Here is a 15,781-nt window from a genome sequence, read left to right on the forward strand (position 1 = left end):
TTCTCGATTGGCCGATCACAGCGGTTCGGTCAAGGGGGCAAGCGCCGCAAGCCATTCTTCGATGCGGGCTTTGTTGACGCCCATGTCGGACCGCCCGAAGCGCAAGCGCCCGGAGATGACCAAAAAATCGCCGATCACGGCAACGGTCGTATAGTCCGGAAACCCCATCACAAGTGACCGGGTTTCAAACGTCATCATGCCCTCGTCAACATTTCCGGCGATCAGTTTTGTGCGCGGCGTTGCCAGTGCGCGTGTTAAAGCGGCCTGTAAAACAGCCGGCGCGGCTGCATTTATCCGACGTTCGGCCCGAAACCCACCGGGTGTTTGGGTGTCGCTTGCCCCCGTAACCGCGGACACCTGATGCCATATTTCGGGACGCGTTGGCGCCATGCGAATGTACATCATCAGACCCGCAATCAGGACGAAGATCGCAACCAAAAAACGCATCATCATTCGAACCTTTTTATTGTGCCACTTTATGGGGTGGCGCCACGCTTGTTCCACAAGGCAAGGCAACACAGTTCCATCGCGACATGGGCGCCCGCAATCGCGGTGGCGCCCGTGGTATCATAGGGTGGTGACACCTCGACAACGTCGCCGCCCACCATGTTGATCCCCGCCAAATCGCGCAGCACCGCCGCCGCCTGCCACGATGCAAGCCCGCCCCAAACCGGCGTACCCGTACCCGGCGCAAACGCAGGGTCAAGCGCGTCGATGTCAAATGTCACATAGGCCGGATGCGCGCCAACGATATCTTTAATCCGGGCCGCGACAAAGGCCGCACCCTTTTCGTGACAGGTCCGCGCATCAATATAGGGCATCCCCAGATAGTCATCGCATTCGGTGCGAATGCCGATCTGCACCGACCGCGCGACATCGACCAAACCCAGCTTCACCGCCTTGTACATGAACGTGCCGTGATCGATCCGGTCCATATCATCATCGGCCCAAAGGTCGGAATGCGCATCAAACTGGATCACTGATAACGGGCCGTATTTCGCGGCATAAGCCCGCAAGATCGGCAGGGTCATAAAATGATCCCCGCCCAGGGCCACGGTCCCCGGACCCGCGTGCAAGATGCGGGTAAAATGCGCCTCGATCAGGCTAGGGACTTCGGCCACATTGGCGTAATCAAACGGCATATCGCCGTAATCCACGATCGCAAATTCCGAGAGCGGGTCAAACCCGTCCCAACCATAGGGCGGGTCATAGGGTTGCAAACACGATGCCTCGCGGATGGCACGCGGACCAAAGCGGGTGCCGGGGCGGTGCGTGACCGCCTGATCAAAGGGGATGCCGGTGATCGCCAAATCGACGCCATCCAGATCCTTGGTGTAGGTCCGGCGCAAAAATGAAACTGCCCCCGCAAAGGCGTTTTCATAAGCCAACCCTTTGCGACCCTTACGGGTAAACGCAAGGTCCACCTGCCCTTTTGCATCCTCTAGCGCCATCGCTGATCCTTTCGCATTTCCATCAATATCGCCACCGCAAGATCACCGCAGCGGCAAAGCCCGTTCAACCAATCGCGCAAAGAACGACGCCCCGACCGGCGCGACAGTATCATCAAAATCGTACTTTGGATGATGTAATCCCGCCGTGTCCCCGTTGCCAACAAACAAATAGGCCCCCGGTCGCTTTTCCAACATATAGGCGAAATCTTCAGCACCCATTTCGCGACCACCAGTTTCGGTCACATCGGCTGACACCTCACGCGCGACGGCGGCGGCAAAAGCGGTTTTTTCAGGATCGTTGATCGTCGCCGGATACCCGACCTCATAGACCAAATCTGCACTCACCCCGAACGCTGCGGCCTGCCCGGCCACAATTTCGGCCAAACGCCTGCGTACCATGTTTTGCGTTTCACGCTGGAAGGTCCGCACTGTCCCGCTGATCCGGGCTGTTTCGGGGATCACGTTATCGGCAGACCCGGCATGCAGCTGGGTCACCGAGATCACCAGATCCTCTTGGGCATAGTGGTTCCGGCTGACGATGGTCTGGACTGCACTGTGGATGGCAACGGCCACAACGATGGGGTCATTTGTCGCCTGCGGCATCGCGGCATGCCCCCCCTTGCCCGTGATTATCACCCGAAATTCATCAACCGCAGCCATGATTGGGCCGGGTGTTGTGTAAAACGCCCCGACCGGCGTCCCGGGCGCATTGTGCAACGCATAGACCTGCGCGATCGCAAAGCGGTCCAAGATACCTTCTTTCACCATGATGTCGGCGCCACCGCCGTCTTCCTCGGCGGGCTGAAAAATCAGCGCGACACGGCCCGCAAAATTACGGGTTTCGGCCAGATACTTTGCAGCGCCCAACAGCATAGTCATATGGCCATCGTGCCCGCATGCGTGCATTTTTCCGGGGGTGGTCGACGCATAATCAAGCCCGGTCAATTCCTCCATCGGCAGCGCATCCATATCCGCGCGCAAGCCAATCGTTGGGCCATCACCTGTCCCGTTAATTATCGCCACCAATCCCGTTGTCGCGATTCCCGTGTGCAGTTCATCAACCCCGAATTCGCGCAGGCGGTCCGCTACAAACGCCGCTGTTTCATGACAGTCGAATGCAATTTCGGGGTGGGCATGCAAATGGCGGCGCCACGCTTGCATATCGGCGGCATAATCGGCAATGCGATTGATTACAGGCATCAGGTGTCCTTAGCAGAGGTGGTCGTTTGCTTGCGCTTTCTGGCGGTTAGCGCGCAGAAGAACAATGGGTTTAACCACGCACACCCCGCAGCAAAAAGAGAAACACGCGAAATTGTTATCGTCATCGCGGACAAAACGCACTGCAACCAAGCAGGCATAAACAACGTGGTGATCGGCTTTGACGCGGACATTGATCTTGACGCTTTGGCTGTGCGGGCATCATTCCGTTTTCGATACCGCAATTTTTGACATCGATTGGCCACGCCCCTTGGCGCGGCTTTTTAGTTTCGATAGCGTCACGCCAAACAAGCGAGGCCGCAAATGACTGATAACACCCTTATTTTTGATCCAGACGGCGGCATGCCACGCCTTTTGGAAATCATGCGACGCTTGCGGGATCCTCAAACGGGGTGTCCTTGGGACATCGCGCAAGATTTTGACAGCATCGCCCCCTATACGATCGAAGAAGCCTATGAGGTTGCAGATGCGATTGCGCGCAAAGACTGGGCCGAGCTAGAGGGCGAATTGGGGGATCTGCTGTTACAGACCGTCTATCACACACAAATGGGGTCCGAGGCCGGACTTTTCGATTTTGACAGCGTTGTAAAATATGTGGCGGATAAAATGGTGTCGCGGCATCCGCATGTATTTGGAAATGAATCGCGCGACAAATCCCCGGAACAGCAAACCGTCGATTGGGAAAAGATCAAAGCAGCAGAGCGCGCGGGTAAGGCGCAAGGCAGAACGCTGGATGGCGTTGCCATCGGCCTGCCGGCGCTGACCCGTGCAGTCAAGCTGCAAAAACGGGCGGCGCGGGTTGGCTTTGATTGGCCTGACACATCGCAGGTTATCGACAAAATCGTCGAAGAATCTGCCGAACTGGTAGAGGCACGCGACAGTTTGACCCAAGCCGAGGTTGAAGAGGAATACGGTGACCTGTTGTTCGTCGTTGCCAATCTGGGTCGCCATCTGGGGATCGAACCGGAAACAGCGCTGCGTGCGGCGAACGCTAAATTTACACGGCGATTTGAAGGGGTTGAGGACCGATTGCACAAGATCGGCAAGACCCCGGCACAAAGCAATCTTGCCGAAATGGATGCGCTTTGGGATGACGTGAAATTGAGCGAAAAGAAATCCGACTAAAAAAATCAGATATTGACCTGATGGAAATTGTCGGATTTATGTCGGGCAGTCTAAACTGGAGCCTTAACATGACCCTTCGCAATTGCCTTCTTGCCAGCGCCTGCGCCGTGATCGCCGCACCTGCTGCTGCTGACGTGAATATTTACACCACCCGCCAACCCGAACTGATCCAACCAGTGATGGACGCCTTTACCGCTGCAACGGGTATCGATGTGAACCTCGCCTTTGTCAGTGAAGGCATCGTTGAGCGGCTAAAAGCGGAAGGTCCGCGGTCTCCTGCGGATTTGGTGATGACGGTTGATATTGCCAATCTGATGCAGATTGTGGATGCCGATGTGACCCAGCCGGTACACAGCGATGTCTTGACAGCCGCAATCCCTGAAAATCTGCGCAGCGGCGACGATCTTTGGTTTGGGCTGACCACCCGTGCCCGGATCGTCTATGCGTCCAACGACCGCGTCGCCGATGGCGAGATCACAACATACGAGGATCTGACATCCGAAAAATGGCGCGACCGCATTTGTACACGCTCGGGCGTGCACGACTATAACCTTGCGCTGACAGCCGCGATGATCGCACATCACGGCGAAGACTACGCCACACAATGGGCCGCTGGCGTGCGTGGCAATCTGGCGCGCAAACCCGAAGGCAACGACCGCGCACAAGTCAAAGCGATCTGGGCGGGCGAATGTGACATCAGCCTTGGCAACACCTACTACATGGGCCAGATGCTTGCCGATCCTGAACAGACAGAGTGGGCCAATTCAGTGCGCATTGTGTTTCCAACCTTTGAGGACGGCGGCACCCATGTGAATATTTCGGGCATCGCGATGACCAAGGCTGCGCCAAACCACGACGAAGCGCTGCAGCTGATGGAATATCTGGTGTCACCGGAAGCACAGGGTATCTATGCGGAATTGAATCACGAATACCCGGTTCTGGCGGGCGCACCGCTGTCCGATTTGGTCGCTGGTTGGGGCAGCCTTACGGCCGATACCATGGGCCTCGAGGATTTGGCCTCACATCGGCCGGACGCCTTGCGGATCATGGAAAAAGTAAATTTCGACGGCTAACGCCACCGATGTGGCGGGGGGCTGTCCGCCCCCCGTCGCTTCTGATAACCGCGCCTTCGCAAAAGGATATATTCACGCCGAAGACGCGTTAACGGGACGCTTTTTCTTCCAAAAGCAGCCATTCTTCTTCGGCATCTGACAATGATGTCTGGCGTTCAATCAAAGCATCCGTCGCTTTTTGGAATTTCAGCGGCTGTTTGGTGAATAACGTCGGATCAGCCAGCAGCAGTTCCAGCTTTTTGATCTCGGCGTTCAGCGTATCAATCACGCCGGGCAGCGCCTCAAGCCGGTGCTTTTCGGTGAACGACAGGCCAGCAGCCGCTTTTTTGTCGGACTGCTTTTCCTTTTTCGCGAGGGGCTTGGTTGATTCCCTGCTTTCGGTGAAGTCACCACCGCGCTGCGCCCGATAATCAGACCAACCTCCCGCGTAAACCACAGCCTGCCCGTTCCCTTCCATCGCAACCGTCGTCGTGGCGACGCGATCCAGAAAATCGCGGTCGTGGCTGACCAGCAGCACGGTGCCGTCGTATTCGCCCAAAATATCCTGCAATAGATCGAGCGTTTCGATATCCAGATCGTTTGTGGGTTCGTCGAGGATCAACAGGTTGCTTTCACGCGCCATCAGGCGCGCCAACAACAGCCGCGCCTTTTCGCCGCCCGAAAGGGCGCGCACGGGCGCGCGTGCCTGGGCTTCGTCAAACAGGAATTCTTTGAGATAACCAACAACGTGCTTGGGTTGGCCACGGACCATGATCTGATCGGATTTACCGCTGACGCCCAGTTCCGGATCAATCGCAAGGTTTTCCCACAGTGTCATATCCGGGTTCAGGGCCGCGCGGCTTTGGTCAAAAATGGCGATATCAAGATTTGTCCCGAGCTTCACAGACCCGGCATCCGGTTCAACTTGGCCCAGCAACATCTTGATAAGCGTGGTTTTTCCAACACCGTTCGGACCAACAAACGCGATCCGGTCGCCACGTTGCACGGTCAGGTCCAGGCCTTCAACAATCTGTTTGCCGTCAAATGATTTTGTCAGCCCGACAGCCTCCATCACCTTTTTGCCCGAGGTACTGCCGCCTTCAAACGCCATGGCCGCAGTCCCCTGACGGGTGATTTGATCCGCCCGTTCGGCGCGCAATTCTTGCAGCGCACGCACGCGGCCCTGATTGCGTTTGCGGCGCGCGGAAATGCCTTCAACGGCCCAACGGGCTTCGGCTTTGATTTTGCGGTTCAGCTTATGGCGCTGCTGGTCTTCTTCTTCCCAGATCTTGTCACGCCACGCTTCAAAATTCTCGAATCCCTCTTCGGCGCGGCGCACGGTGCCGCGGTCGATCCATTGGGTCGCACGCGTCAAGGCGCGCAAAAACGCCCTGTCATGGCTGATGATAACAAACGCGGCGCGGGTCGACTTCAGTTCATTTTCAAGCCAGGCAATCGCCTCGATATCGAGATGGTTTGTCGGCTCGTCCAGCAGCATCAGTTCAGGTGCTTCGGCCATCAGTTTTGCCAATGCGGCGCGGCGACGTTCCCCGCCTGACGCAGTTGCAACAGGGCCATCGGGATTAAATTTTAACCCTTCGGCAACCATATCAACCTTGTAAGCCTCGTCGATATCCAGCCCGCTGGCGGCGTATTCGCCCAAGGTCGTGAACCCCTCCATTGTGGGGTCTTGTTCCATATAGCCGACGCGCACGCCGGGCGCGGACACACAGATGCCGCTGTCGGCTTCAATCAGCCCGGCCATGACCTTCATCAAAGTGGATTTGCCGGACCCGTTGCGCCCAACCAGCGCAACACGATCACCGGGTTGAACCACCAGTGACAGGTCTTCAAAGACAGGATTGCCCCCAAACGTGAGCGCAATATCGGAGAGTTGGAGTAAGGGTGCTTTTGCCATATCGCCTGCTACGGCGCGCCGCTGTCGGCGTCAACTGGCAACCGCACGCAACCGGGCTGCGCGGGCCGCTGACATTGCAGAAACCTGCAAGCAGGTGAACACATGCAGGGTTTTCATCGCCGGATCGACCACCGCGTGATCACCCACCCACCCGCCAAGCGAAAGGTAGGATTTGAGCAGTGCCGGCATTGGCGCGATGCCCGTTTGTGCAACATCTGCAAAACGGACCGCCATAGGGTGCGATACACCCGGCCGTAATGCCACCGGACCTTGATGCCGCCGCGCCAGTTGATGAAAGACGGCACCATAGCGTGTCGGGTCCGTCCCCGCAAAACTGGTACACCCAAACAGCATCGTCACCCTGTGGGTATCCACAAGGCGGGTCAGCGCCGCCCAAAGCATCCGCAACAGATCAGCATCCATACCCGGCACCGTGCAAAAACGGCCAACCTCAAGAAAAGGCCCCGCCACCTGCCCCCAGCCCCGCAGATCATAGTGCTGCGCGACATAGCCATGCTGCATGTCAGCGCCCGTATGGCAGACGCGGAATCGCAGCGCCCCGACGACGGTGTCACAATCGTCCACGATCATCAAATGTTGAAAAAGATCATCAAACGGATCAGCATCATATCCGTCCGCGTCAAAAAAACTGCGCTGCCGCAACGCCTGACAGGCGCGCACATCCGCATCATCCTGCGCAAGCCGGGCGGTCAAGCGGCCCTTGTGAAACGGAAATGTCATTGCGGCATCCCTTGGCGAAACGATAGCATCACCCTAAGTTAAAGCCAAAGAATGCAAAAGGAATATGACCCGATGGACAAAATTGTCAAAACCGATGCGCAGTGGCGCGAACAGCTGTCCGATCAGGCCTATCAGGTGACGCGTAAACATGGAACCGAACGGGCGGGTACACATGACAATTTCCCCAAAGACCCCGGGACATTCATGTGCGTCTGCTGCGGTGCGCCGCTGTTTGATCAAAGCGGCAAGTTCGAAAGCGGAACCGGTTGGCCGTCGTTTTTCCGGCCCATCACACCAGACGCCGTGGAAGAAAGCGTCGACCGCAAGTTTTTCATGAAACGCACCGAAATTCACTGCGCCCGCTGCGACGCTCACCTTGGCCATGTGTTCCCAGACGGCCCGCAACCCACTGGTCTGCGGTACTGCATGAACGGTGTCGCGATGACGTTCGAGCCGCAGGAATAAGCGTTCGCGCTGCTTCTCGTTAACGGCAGTCTGCCGGGATCGGACGCGCGTACCCCAAGTACGTTGATTGACCCCCGTGAGGAAGCGAGCATACGCCCTCTGGGCAAAGCATTTCCTGTTCTGGCGACGCGAAAAACGTCATTCTTGCCTGCGCGCCAAAGGCTGATCGTAAAGTTTAAAAAGCGGGGAGCCCCAATAATCGACAGGGTTGCCCCTCCTCCCCGCCACGGCATAGCGGATCGAAACGCTGGGGTGTGGCGGGCCCCCGTTTCGCGGACATGGCGCAACAGGAACGGCCCCGTCATTGCCGCATGGCACATTTATCCGGATAGTTGCGGTGCCACGTCTTTCGATTAGGTCACACAGATCTTCGCTTGATTGTGACCTCCATCTTGGATTCGCAGAGAACCCCGCGACAGAAAAATCAACCTTGTCAGCAACAAAGTCTGTCCTGAATGCAATTTGCCCACGTGCGTCGCAGCCCGGGTAGCCATCAAGAATGGTCTGTGGCGCGAAATAGGTATTGACTGCATCTTCAGGAATCGTGTCAGCAAAACTCGCAAATGATACGCAAATCAAAGCAACAGATAAAACGTGGCGGGCCATCAATATATCTCCCTCTAATTGGGTGGTATATATGCAAGTATCTCTGACATATTCAACAATATTACCCCGCCTCATCGCGCATTACCCATGCGCTGGCAGCGATGATGACCCCTGCGCCGATCCACATCAGGCCCGGCGGCGCAAAGCCGAAAAACACCAGCCCAAGCCCCACATTCAACGGCAGTTTCAAGTGATCAAACGGCTGCAAATACGCGGCATCCGCGATCATATAGGCCCGCGCCAGCAGGTATTGTGCCCCGGCGACCAGCAATCCGGCCAAGGCCACCAGCCACAGCGCATCCGCAGCGACCGCGAATCCACTGCTGATGGCCGCGAGCCCGTTCACCGGCACCAAAAGCACCAATAACCCAAGCGTGAGCGTGCCTGCGTCCTCGGTCTGGGTCAGGTGTTTGGTCATTAACGACGTGCCGGCCCAGAACGCCGCTGCGGCGACTGGTAACAGGGCGGCCCATTGAAACGCCTCCTCCCACGGGGCCAGAATCAGCGCGCCGCCTACGGCCCCCATTAAAACCGCCAATACCCGCGGCAAGGTCAGCTTTTCACCCAAAAACAGCCCGGCCCCCAGCGTAACAAACAAAGGCGAGGTCAGAATCAGTGCGACGGCCTGCCAAATCGGCACCACCGCCAGCCCAGCGACCCACAACTGCACCCCGATTGCGGCCAGAATAACGCGGACGATATGGGCCAACGGGCGTTTGGTACGCCATGGGCTGCGCCACACCAGCGGCAACGCCACCACGCAGGCCAAAGCATATTGCCAAAACGCAATCGTTGCAGACGGCACACCATAGGTCATGCCCGCCCCCTGCACCGCCGTATTGGCACCAGCGAACAGCGCACCGGCGATGACAAAATATAGCGGGCCGATGATGGCACCGCGGTTCATGGTTGTGATCTGGATCATCGCATCTGTCCTTTCGTTTTGCGCGTGACCCAAGGCAAAACAGGACATTTCGGGCGCAGTCCTGCACCCGATTTGCACCATCTCTTTCATCCGGACTATGACCGTCGGCTCAGGCATCGCACCTGATCTGCTGACCAAAGGATAAAATCCTTTGCGCTCGCGGGCTTACCCAAATGGGCATACCGCCGGTGGGGAATTGCGCCCCGCCCTGAGAAGGTGCCGCCACAACGGCGACCCCCGCCAGATAGGCAGGGGTGCAATGAAGATCAAGATAACAGGAAAATGTTATTCGTCGCCCAAGAACGCGCCAGCGTCGATACGACCAAACGAGCCAAGCAACTGACCAATAAACGTCACATCGTTAATGCCGTCTTCGGTGACCCGCCGGTCAAGCGATACGACCTGACCATCGGCCAGCGTATAGCGCTCTATGTTGCGCAGAACATTATTGGCGTCGAACCGTATCGCGACAACTTGGCGGTCAACCTCTTGCGGTGCGCTCGCGCCGTAATGCTTAAACGCGCTTGAGGCGTAGTAAAGAGCGTTATTTCCCAACGCACCACGCGACACCGGTGGACCAAATCGTGTCAGCACCTCGTCCTTTGTCGTTTGACCGACCGAAACCTCTGTCAGGTCCTGCGGCGTGGGCGCATACCCATGGAATCGGGTCGTCGTTGTGCAGGCCGTTGTGGTCGCGAGAACCAGAGCGACAGCAACACCACGTGCCACGTATTGAAAGTTCACAGTGTACCTGCTCATGACAGCCCTCTTGCTTTGGCGTCTTATGCCTTTTATCCCCAAGTATATCACAGCCCGCCCCTGTTCAAGAATGGAAGCAACTTTGGCCCAATTGCCTCACTCACACCTGCGTTTGGCAGACCTTGCAACCCGCAAGGCGACACGATTTGCACTGACACCCACATCGGATGAACGAAAAGCCATCGCAGACGCGCTGGGAATCATCGCAGTCAAGAAGCTCCGCTTTGAAGGTGAGCTGACACCACTTGGCCGGGCAGATTGGCGTCTTACGGCGCAATTGGGTGCCACCGCAGTGCAGGAATGCGTGATTACGCTGGCGCCTGTCACCACCCGCGTCGATGAAGACGTTATACGCACCTACAGCGCTGACTTCGATGAAATCGAATCCTCCGAAGTCGAAATGCCCGAGGACGACACATTTGAACCTCTTCCCAGCACAATTGACGTCGCAGAGGTCATGATCGAGGCGCTATCGCTGGCCTTACCGGCCTATCCACGCAGCGAAGGCGCCGCATTAGGACAGGTTGTTTATACCCAACCGGGTGCTGCCCCAATGACCGATGACGACGCGAAACCCTTTGCCGGGCTAAGCGCATTAAGAGAAGCTATTGAAAAGAAAGAAGAATAGGGTTACACGCAGCGACATACAAAAAAGGTTGCGCCGCAATAAAATCGCAGTATGTTCGCGACCTCTTTTACATCGCTCTCGACAGGGCTGCCTGTTTGGCGTAGGACGCCGCGAGAATGCACGAAATCAGGGCCGTCGGCCCACTATCATAGGGTTGAGACATGGCTGTCCAGCAGAACAAAGTATCCAAATCCCGCCGCAACAACCGGCGCTCACACGACTCACTTGTTGCGGCGAACCCGAACGAGTGTGACAACTGTGGCGAACTGAAGCGCCCACACCACGTGTGCCCTTCTTGTGGTCACTATGCGACACGCGAAGTGATCGCTGACAAAACAGAAATCGATCTGGACGAAGACGCAGCGTAAGCTGCGGCGCAGGTACATGAGCATGACACAAAGCCTGACGGACACCGCGCCGGCGGCTTCGGGCGCATCTCATGTGCTGTCAATCGACGCCATGGGTGGCGATAAAGGGCCTGCAACTGTTGTTGCGGGCCTTTCAAAGTTTCTGAACAAAAACCCGCAAGCACGTGCCCTTTTGCACGGGCCAAAGGATGTTCTGAAGCCACTGATAAAAAAGCATAAAATCAACGAGCAGGTCACAATCTGCCCTGCCGATGATGTTGTGAAGATGTCCGATAAGCCCAGCCATGTTCTGCGGCACGGCAAACAAACATCGATGTGGTCGGCCATTGAAGCTGTGCGCAACCGCGAAGCCGCAGTCTGCATAAGCTGCGGCAATACGGGCGCACTGATGGCAATGTCCATGCTGCGCTTGCGCAAGGCCGAAGGCGTGAGCCGCCCCGCGATTGCCTGTCTTTGGCCATCGCGAAACCCCGCAGGTTTTAACGTGATGCTTGACGCTGGCGCGGATATCCGTGCCGATCAGGACGATTTGCTGACCTATGCCTTGATGGGCGCCTCTTACGCGCGCAACGGGCTTGACATCGCGCGTCCGCGCGTCGGTTTGTTAAATGTCGGCACCGAAGAACATAAAGGCCGCGCCGAACTTAAGGTCGCGCATGAAATCATCGGCGCTGCGGCAGTTGCCGGCGAATATGAATACGTCGGCTTTGTCGAAGGAGGCGACCTGCCATCCGACAAAGTGGATGTAATTGTCACCGACGGGTTTACCGGCAACGTCGCGCTAAAGACTGGCGAAGGCACGGCCAATCTGATCTCGGGGCTGCTGCGGGAAAGCCTGATGAAATCCCCGCTGTCGATGCTGGGTGCATTTCTGGCGCGCGGATCTCTGAAGCGGCTTCGCAAACGGATTGACCCGCGCCGCGTGAACGGCGGCGTGTTTCTGGGCCTCAATCAAACTGTCGTCAAAAGCCACGGTTCGTCCGACGCGACAGGCGTCGCAGCCGCGCTTAATCTGGCTTACCGTCTGTCCCAAAACGGTTTTTCCGATAAGCTGGCAGCACGGGTTGCATCTGCTGCGGCACTTGCCCAAGATGCGCTTCAAGAAGCAGGCGCCGAAACGCCAGGCACCAATACAGGCGAATAGCTATGACACGTCGCGCAGTCGTCAAAGGGGTTGGGCATTACCTGCCCGCTCGCATTGTCCCCAACTCTGAGTTCGAGAAATCGCTCGAGACCACAGACGAATGGATCAAATCCCGCTCGGGAATTGAACGTCGGCATTTTGCTGCGCCGGGCGAAACCACATCGCATTTGGCCACGCATGCAGCACAGGCTGCATTAAAGATGGCCGGGATGGACGCCGCAGACCTTGACGCGATCATCGTTGCGACCTCGACGCCGGACATGACATTCCCATCGGTCGCAACAATGGTGCAAAGCCAGATTGGTAACACCACGGGCTATGCCTTTGACGTGCAAGCCGTCTGCGCCGGTTTTGTTTACGCGCTCAGCAATGCCAATGCGCTGATTCTGTCTGGCCAAGCTGACCGTATTCTGGTCATCGGCGCCGAAACATTCAGCCGCATTATGGATTGGACCGACCGGTCCACCTGCGTACTTTTTGGCGACGGTGCAGGTGCGCTGGTTCTCGAGGCCGAGACCGGTACAGGCACCACGGCAGACCGTGGTATTCTATCGACAGATCTGAATTCCGACGGGCGCTACAAGGATCTTCTTTATGTCGATGGTGGCGTTGCCACCCAAAACACCGGTGTGTTGCGGATGGAAGGCAAAGAAGTCTTCCGTCACGCTGTCGAAAAACTGGCGCAAACCGCTGATAAAGCGCTGGAAAAAGTTGGCCTGACCGCGGACGACGTCAATTGGATTGTGCCACATCAGGCGAATATTCGAATCATCCAGTCCACAGCTAAAAAGCTGGGCGTCGAAATGGACCGGGTTGTTGTCACAGTTCAGGACCACGGGAATACGTCGGCGGCATCAATCCCGCTGGCAATGTCCGTCGGGGTCGCAAACGGCCAGATCAAGCAGGGCGATTTGATTGTCGCCGAGGCGATCGGTGGCGGGCTGGCATGGGGTTCGGTCGTTCTGCGATGGTAAACCGAAGGTCATGTTAACCTGACTTGCCAAGTCCTTGTTATTGACTCTGAAATTACAGCGCGCTTAATCTACAAGAATATTTCAGGGGGACCCGATGGCCGACAAAACTTTAACACGCATGGATTTAGCTGACGCCGTACATTCGCAAGTCGGATTGTCTCGTAACGACAGCGCCGATCTGGTGGAAAGCGTGCTGACGCACGTATCAGATGCATTGGTGGACGGTCAGGCCGTCAAGATTTCATCTTTCGGAACGTTTTCGGTCCGAGAAAAGGCCGCACGTGTTGGCCGTAACCCTAAAACCGGCGAAGAGGTCCCTATTCACCCGCGCCGCGTTTTGACATTCCGCCCGTCGCATCTGATGAAAGATCGCGTCGCTGCGGGGAACAAGCACTAAGATATGGCAAAAGCCAAAGACGCCTTTAGAACCATCAGCGAAGTTGCTGAATGGCTTGATACGCCGACACATGTGTTGCGATTCTGGGAAACAAAGTTTTCCCAGATCAAACCCGTGAAAGGCGCTGGCAGCCGACGGTATTATCGCCCCGCAGATATGGAGCTGTTAAGCGGCATAAAGCAGTTATTGCACGAGGATGGGCTGACCATCAAAGGCGTTCAAAAGATTCTGCGCGAACAGGGCGTCAAACATGTGGCGACGCTGGGTCGCATGTTGGATGCCTCCGACGCCCCCGAAGTCACGCCGCCCGCGCCCACCGTGGAAACGGCACCGGCGCCGCAACCGACAGCACCAGACCCGCTGCCAGATGACGATGCGCCTGCGGTCACATTGCCCGCGATGCCTGCGGAGATTACCCATCTGCCTGCACGAATGTTTGGTCTGCGCCTTGTGGATCAGGCCACGTTGCGCGCGCGCGCCGCACAAATTGCACCGCTGTTGGCACGTCTGGATGCCTTGCGCCAACAGATGCATACCCAGTAGCAATGCCCGTGCGTTTCGGGCTTGCTCCCAAATTCTTTTCGGGTATGAAAGCGCCAAGTCGGGCTATAGCGCAGCCTGGTAGCGCGTCCGTCTGGGGGACGGAAGGTCGCAGGTTCGAGTCCTGCTAGCCCGACCAATCACAACCGCCCGCTTGCGTTTCAACGCAGCGGGCGTTTTGTTATCTATCTGGGGGTCATGATGAAAACACCGGGCGTATTAGCAGATCACCAAATTCGTGCGTTGATCGGTTCGGGTAATATTGCGGCCATCGCGCCCATAACACCGGAACAAATACAGCCGGCATCGCTGGATCTGCGCCTTGGCAACACCGCCTACCGGGTGCGGGCGTCGTTTTTGGCGGGGCGTCAGCGCACGGTCCGTGACCGTCTGGCCGATTTTCAAATGCATGCCATTGATTTGACCGGCGGCGCCGTGCTGGAAAAGGGCTGTGTTTATGTCGTGCCCCTGATGGAAAGCCTGTCCCTGCCCCAAGGCATGACCGCAGCCGCCAGCGCCAAATCATCCATCGGGCGGCTTGATCTGCTGACCCGCATCATCACCGACCGCGGTGTCGAATTCGACCGCGTTCCTGAGGGATACAACGGCCCACTTTACGTCGAAATTTGTCCCCGCTCTTTTTCCGTTGTCGCGCAGCCCGGCCAGATGTTGAATCAAATCATCTTTCGCCAAGGCAAAACGCTGATGTCCGACGACGACCTGCGCCGTCTGCATGCGCAAACACCGATTGTCTCAGGCGACCCGGTCATTTCGGACGGGCTGGGGTTTTCAGTCGATTTGCGTCCCGAACAGGGAAATCTTGTCGGCTACCGCGCGAAACCGCACACGGGCGTGGTTGATTTGGGCAAACTCAACCATTACGACCCTGCCGATTTTTGGGAGCCAGTTCACACCAACGACGGCTGGATCATTCTTGACCCCGGCGCGTTCTATATTTTGGTCAGCCGCGAATCGATTGTGATTCCCCCGATGCAAGCCGCAGAAATGGCGCCTTATCTGGCCATGGTCGGTGAATTTCGGGTACATTACGCAGGTTTCTTTGACCCCGGATTCGGCTATGCCGAAGCGGGCGGCGCCGGATCACGCGGGGTGCTTGAAGTCCGCTGTCACGAAGCGCCGTTTGTGTTGGAACATGGTCAGGTCGTCGGCCGATTGGTCTATGAACATATGGCAGCAATGCCAGACGCGCTTTATGGGCGCGACATCAAATCAAACTATCAGGGCCAGGGTTTAAAGCTGTCTAAACACTTTAAATCTAACGCATAAAACGGCGGAAAAACCGCAGCCCTTGCTGTGCACGACGCATATTCACCTGTGATGACTGCGCAGATTTGCGTTCATCGGGTGTCATATCAGCATGGCTTTTGCCGCGGTTCGCAAGGTATTTGGAACCGTGTCTCATCGCCATACGGACACCCATGTTGATCAAACGGTTCATATTCATTGCAT

General features: G+C 56.9%; 18 protein-coding genes, 1 tRNA gene and 1 riboswitch. Of the genes, 11 read left to right on the plus strand and 8 right to left on the minus strand.

Going from position 1 to position 15,781, the window contains the following annotated elements; genetic code table 11:
- Positions 1–15: 15 nt before the first annotated feature.
- From ACXJGX_RS00685 to ACXJGX_RS00695, 3 genes are read right to left on the minus strand one after another with little or no spacing between them, the layout of a single operon-like run.
- On the minus strand, positions 16–450 hold the full coding sequence (locus ACXJGX_RS00685) for a DUF1499 domain-containing protein (RefSeq protein ID WP_474778214.1): 435 nt from the start codon (positions 448–450) through the stop codon (positions 16–18).
- A 26-nt stretch (positions 451–476) separates the two neighbouring features.
- Positions 477–1,451 carry an agmatinase gene (gene speB / locus ACXJGX_RS00690; RefSeq protein ID WP_474778215.1) on the minus strand — a complete coding sequence of 325 codons (975 nt, stop codon included), beginning with the start codon at positions 1,449–1,451 and terminating at the stop codon, positions 477–479.
- A gap of 42 nt (positions 1,452–1,493) precedes the next feature.
- Positions 1,494–2,651: a M20 aminoacylase family protein gene (locus ACXJGX_RS00695; protein WP_474778216.1), complete on the minus strand. Its 1,158-nt coding sequence runs from the start codon at positions 2,649–2,651 to the stop codon at positions 1,494–1,496.
- A 321-nt stretch (positions 2,652–2,972) separates the two neighbouring features.
- Between ACXJGX_RS00695 and mazG the strand changes: the two genes are divergently transcribed.
- On the plus strand, positions 2,973–3,794 hold the full coding sequence (gene mazG / locus ACXJGX_RS00700) for a nucleoside triphosphate pyrophosphohydrolase (protein ID WP_474778217.1): 822 nt from the start codon (positions 2,973–2,975) through the stop codon (positions 3,792–3,794).
- Between the two features lie 68 nt (positions 3,795–3,862).
- A complete protein-coding gene (locus ACXJGX_RS00705; protein WP_474779143.1) occupies positions 3,863–4,867 on the plus strand; it encodes a Fe(3+) ABC transporter substrate-binding protein in 1,005 nt (334 codons plus the stop codon).
- 88 nt (positions 4,868–4,955) lie between these two features.
- Here the strand turns inward: ACXJGX_RS00705 and ACXJGX_RS00710 are convergent, their stop codons facing one another.
- Both ACXJGX_RS00710 and ACXJGX_RS00715 read right to left on the minus strand, forming a co-directional pair.
- Positions 4,956–6,764 (minus strand): ABC-F family ATP-binding cassette domain-containing protein, encoded by a 1,809-nt coding sequence (locus tag ACXJGX_RS00710; protein WP_474778218.1) that lies wholly within the window; start codon positions 6,762–6,764, stop codon positions 4,956–4,958.
- Between the two features lie 30 nt (positions 6,765–6,794).
- On the minus strand, positions 6,795–7,505 hold the full coding sequence (locus ACXJGX_RS00715; RefSeq protein ID WP_474778219.1) for a GNAT family N-acyltransferase: 711 nt from the start codon (positions 7,503–7,505) through the stop codon (positions 6,795–6,797).
- Positions 7,506–7,577: 72 nt separating this feature from the next.
- Between ACXJGX_RS00715 and msrB the strand changes: the two genes are divergently transcribed.
- Positions 7,578–7,970, plus strand: a complete 393-nt coding sequence (gene msrB / locus ACXJGX_RS00720; RefSeq protein ID WP_474778220.1) for a peptide-methionine (R)-S-oxide reductase MsrB — start codon at positions 7,578–7,580, stop codon at positions 7,968–7,970.
- A gap of 667 nt (positions 7,971–8,637) precedes the next feature.
- On the opposite strand, the gene ACXJGX_RS00725 is transcribed toward msrB, so the two are convergent.
- Positions 8,638–9,501: a DMT family transporter gene (locus tag ACXJGX_RS00725; protein ID WP_474778221.1), complete on the minus strand. Its 864-nt coding sequence runs from the start codon at positions 9,499–9,501 to the stop codon at positions 8,638–8,640.
- Positions 9,502–9,575: 74 nt separating this feature from the next.
- Positions 9,576–9,721: riboswitch (FMN riboswitch) on the minus strand.
- Between the two features lie 65 nt (positions 9,722–9,786).
- Positions 9,787–10,260 (minus strand): outer membrane protein assembly factor BamE, encoded by a 474-nt coding sequence (locus ACXJGX_RS00730; RefSeq protein ID WP_474778222.1) that lies wholly within the window; start codon positions 10,258–10,260, stop codon positions 9,787–9,789.
- 70 nt (positions 10,261–10,330) lie between these two features.
- Here ACXJGX_RS00730 and ACXJGX_RS00735 point away from each other — a divergent pair, with 70 nt between their 5' ends.
- From ACXJGX_RS00735 to ACXJGX_RS00770, 8 genes are all read left to right on the plus strand, one after another.
- Positions 10,331–10,888 (plus strand): YceD family protein, encoded by a 558-nt coding sequence (locus ACXJGX_RS00735; RefSeq protein WP_474778223.1) that lies wholly within the window; start codon positions 10,331–10,333, stop codon positions 10,886–10,888.
- 161 nt (positions 10,889–11,049) lie between these two features.
- Positions 11,050–11,256, plus strand: coding sequence for a 50S ribosomal protein L32 (gene rpmF / locus ACXJGX_RS00740; RefSeq protein ID WP_474778224.1), 207 nt, complete (start codon positions 11,050–11,052; stop codon positions 11,254–11,256).
- Positions 11,257–11,278: 22 nt separating this feature from the next.
- Positions 11,279–12,400 carry a phosphate acyltransferase PlsX gene (plsX, locus tag ACXJGX_RS00745; RefSeq protein ID WP_474779144.1) on the plus strand — a complete coding sequence of 374 codons (1,122 nt, stop codon included), beginning with the start codon at positions 11,279–11,281 and terminating at the stop codon, positions 12,398–12,400.
- 2 nt (positions 12,401–12,402) lie between these two features.
- Positions 12,403–13,374 carry a beta-ketoacyl-ACP synthase III gene (locus ACXJGX_RS00750; RefSeq protein WP_474778225.1) on the plus strand — a complete coding sequence of 324 codons (972 nt, stop codon included), beginning with the start codon at positions 12,403–12,405 and terminating at the stop codon, positions 13,372–13,374.
- Positions 13,375–13,468: 94 nt separating this feature from the next.
- Complete coding sequence (ihfA, locus tag ACXJGX_RS00755; protein WP_474778226.1) at positions 13,469–13,771, plus strand: integration host factor subunit alpha; 303 nt, start codon at positions 13,469–13,471, stop codon at positions 13,769–13,771.
- 3 nt (positions 13,772–13,774) lie between these two features.
- Complete coding sequence (locus ACXJGX_RS00760) at positions 13,775–14,314, plus strand: MerR family transcriptional regulator (protein WP_474778227.1); 540 nt, start codon at positions 13,775–13,777, stop codon at positions 14,312–14,314.
- Positions 14,315–14,373: 59 nt separating this feature from the next.
- Positions 14,374–14,450, plus strand: a tRNA-Pro gene (locus ACXJGX_RS00765).
- A gap of 62 nt (positions 14,451–14,512) precedes the next feature.
- The gene (locus tag ACXJGX_RS00770) at positions 14,513–15,598 is read left to right on the plus strand and encodes a 2'-deoxycytidine 5'-triphosphate deaminase (protein WP_474779145.1); all 1,086 of its coding nucleotides are present in this window, start codon (positions 14,513–14,515) and stop codon (positions 15,596–15,598) included.
- Here ACXJGX_RS00770 and ACXJGX_RS00775 read toward each other — a convergent pair.
- Positions 15,588–15,770, minus strand: a complete 183-nt coding sequence (locus tag ACXJGX_RS00775; RefSeq protein ID WP_474778228.1) for a hypothetical protein — start codon at positions 15,768–15,770, stop codon at positions 15,588–15,590. The two genes, ACXJGX_RS00770 and ACXJGX_RS00775, sit on opposite strands and share 11 nt — an antisense overlap.
- Between the last annotated feature and the right edge of the window lie 11 nt (positions 15,771–15,781).

Source organism: Yoonia sp. SWMV100 (assembly GCF_056108365.1).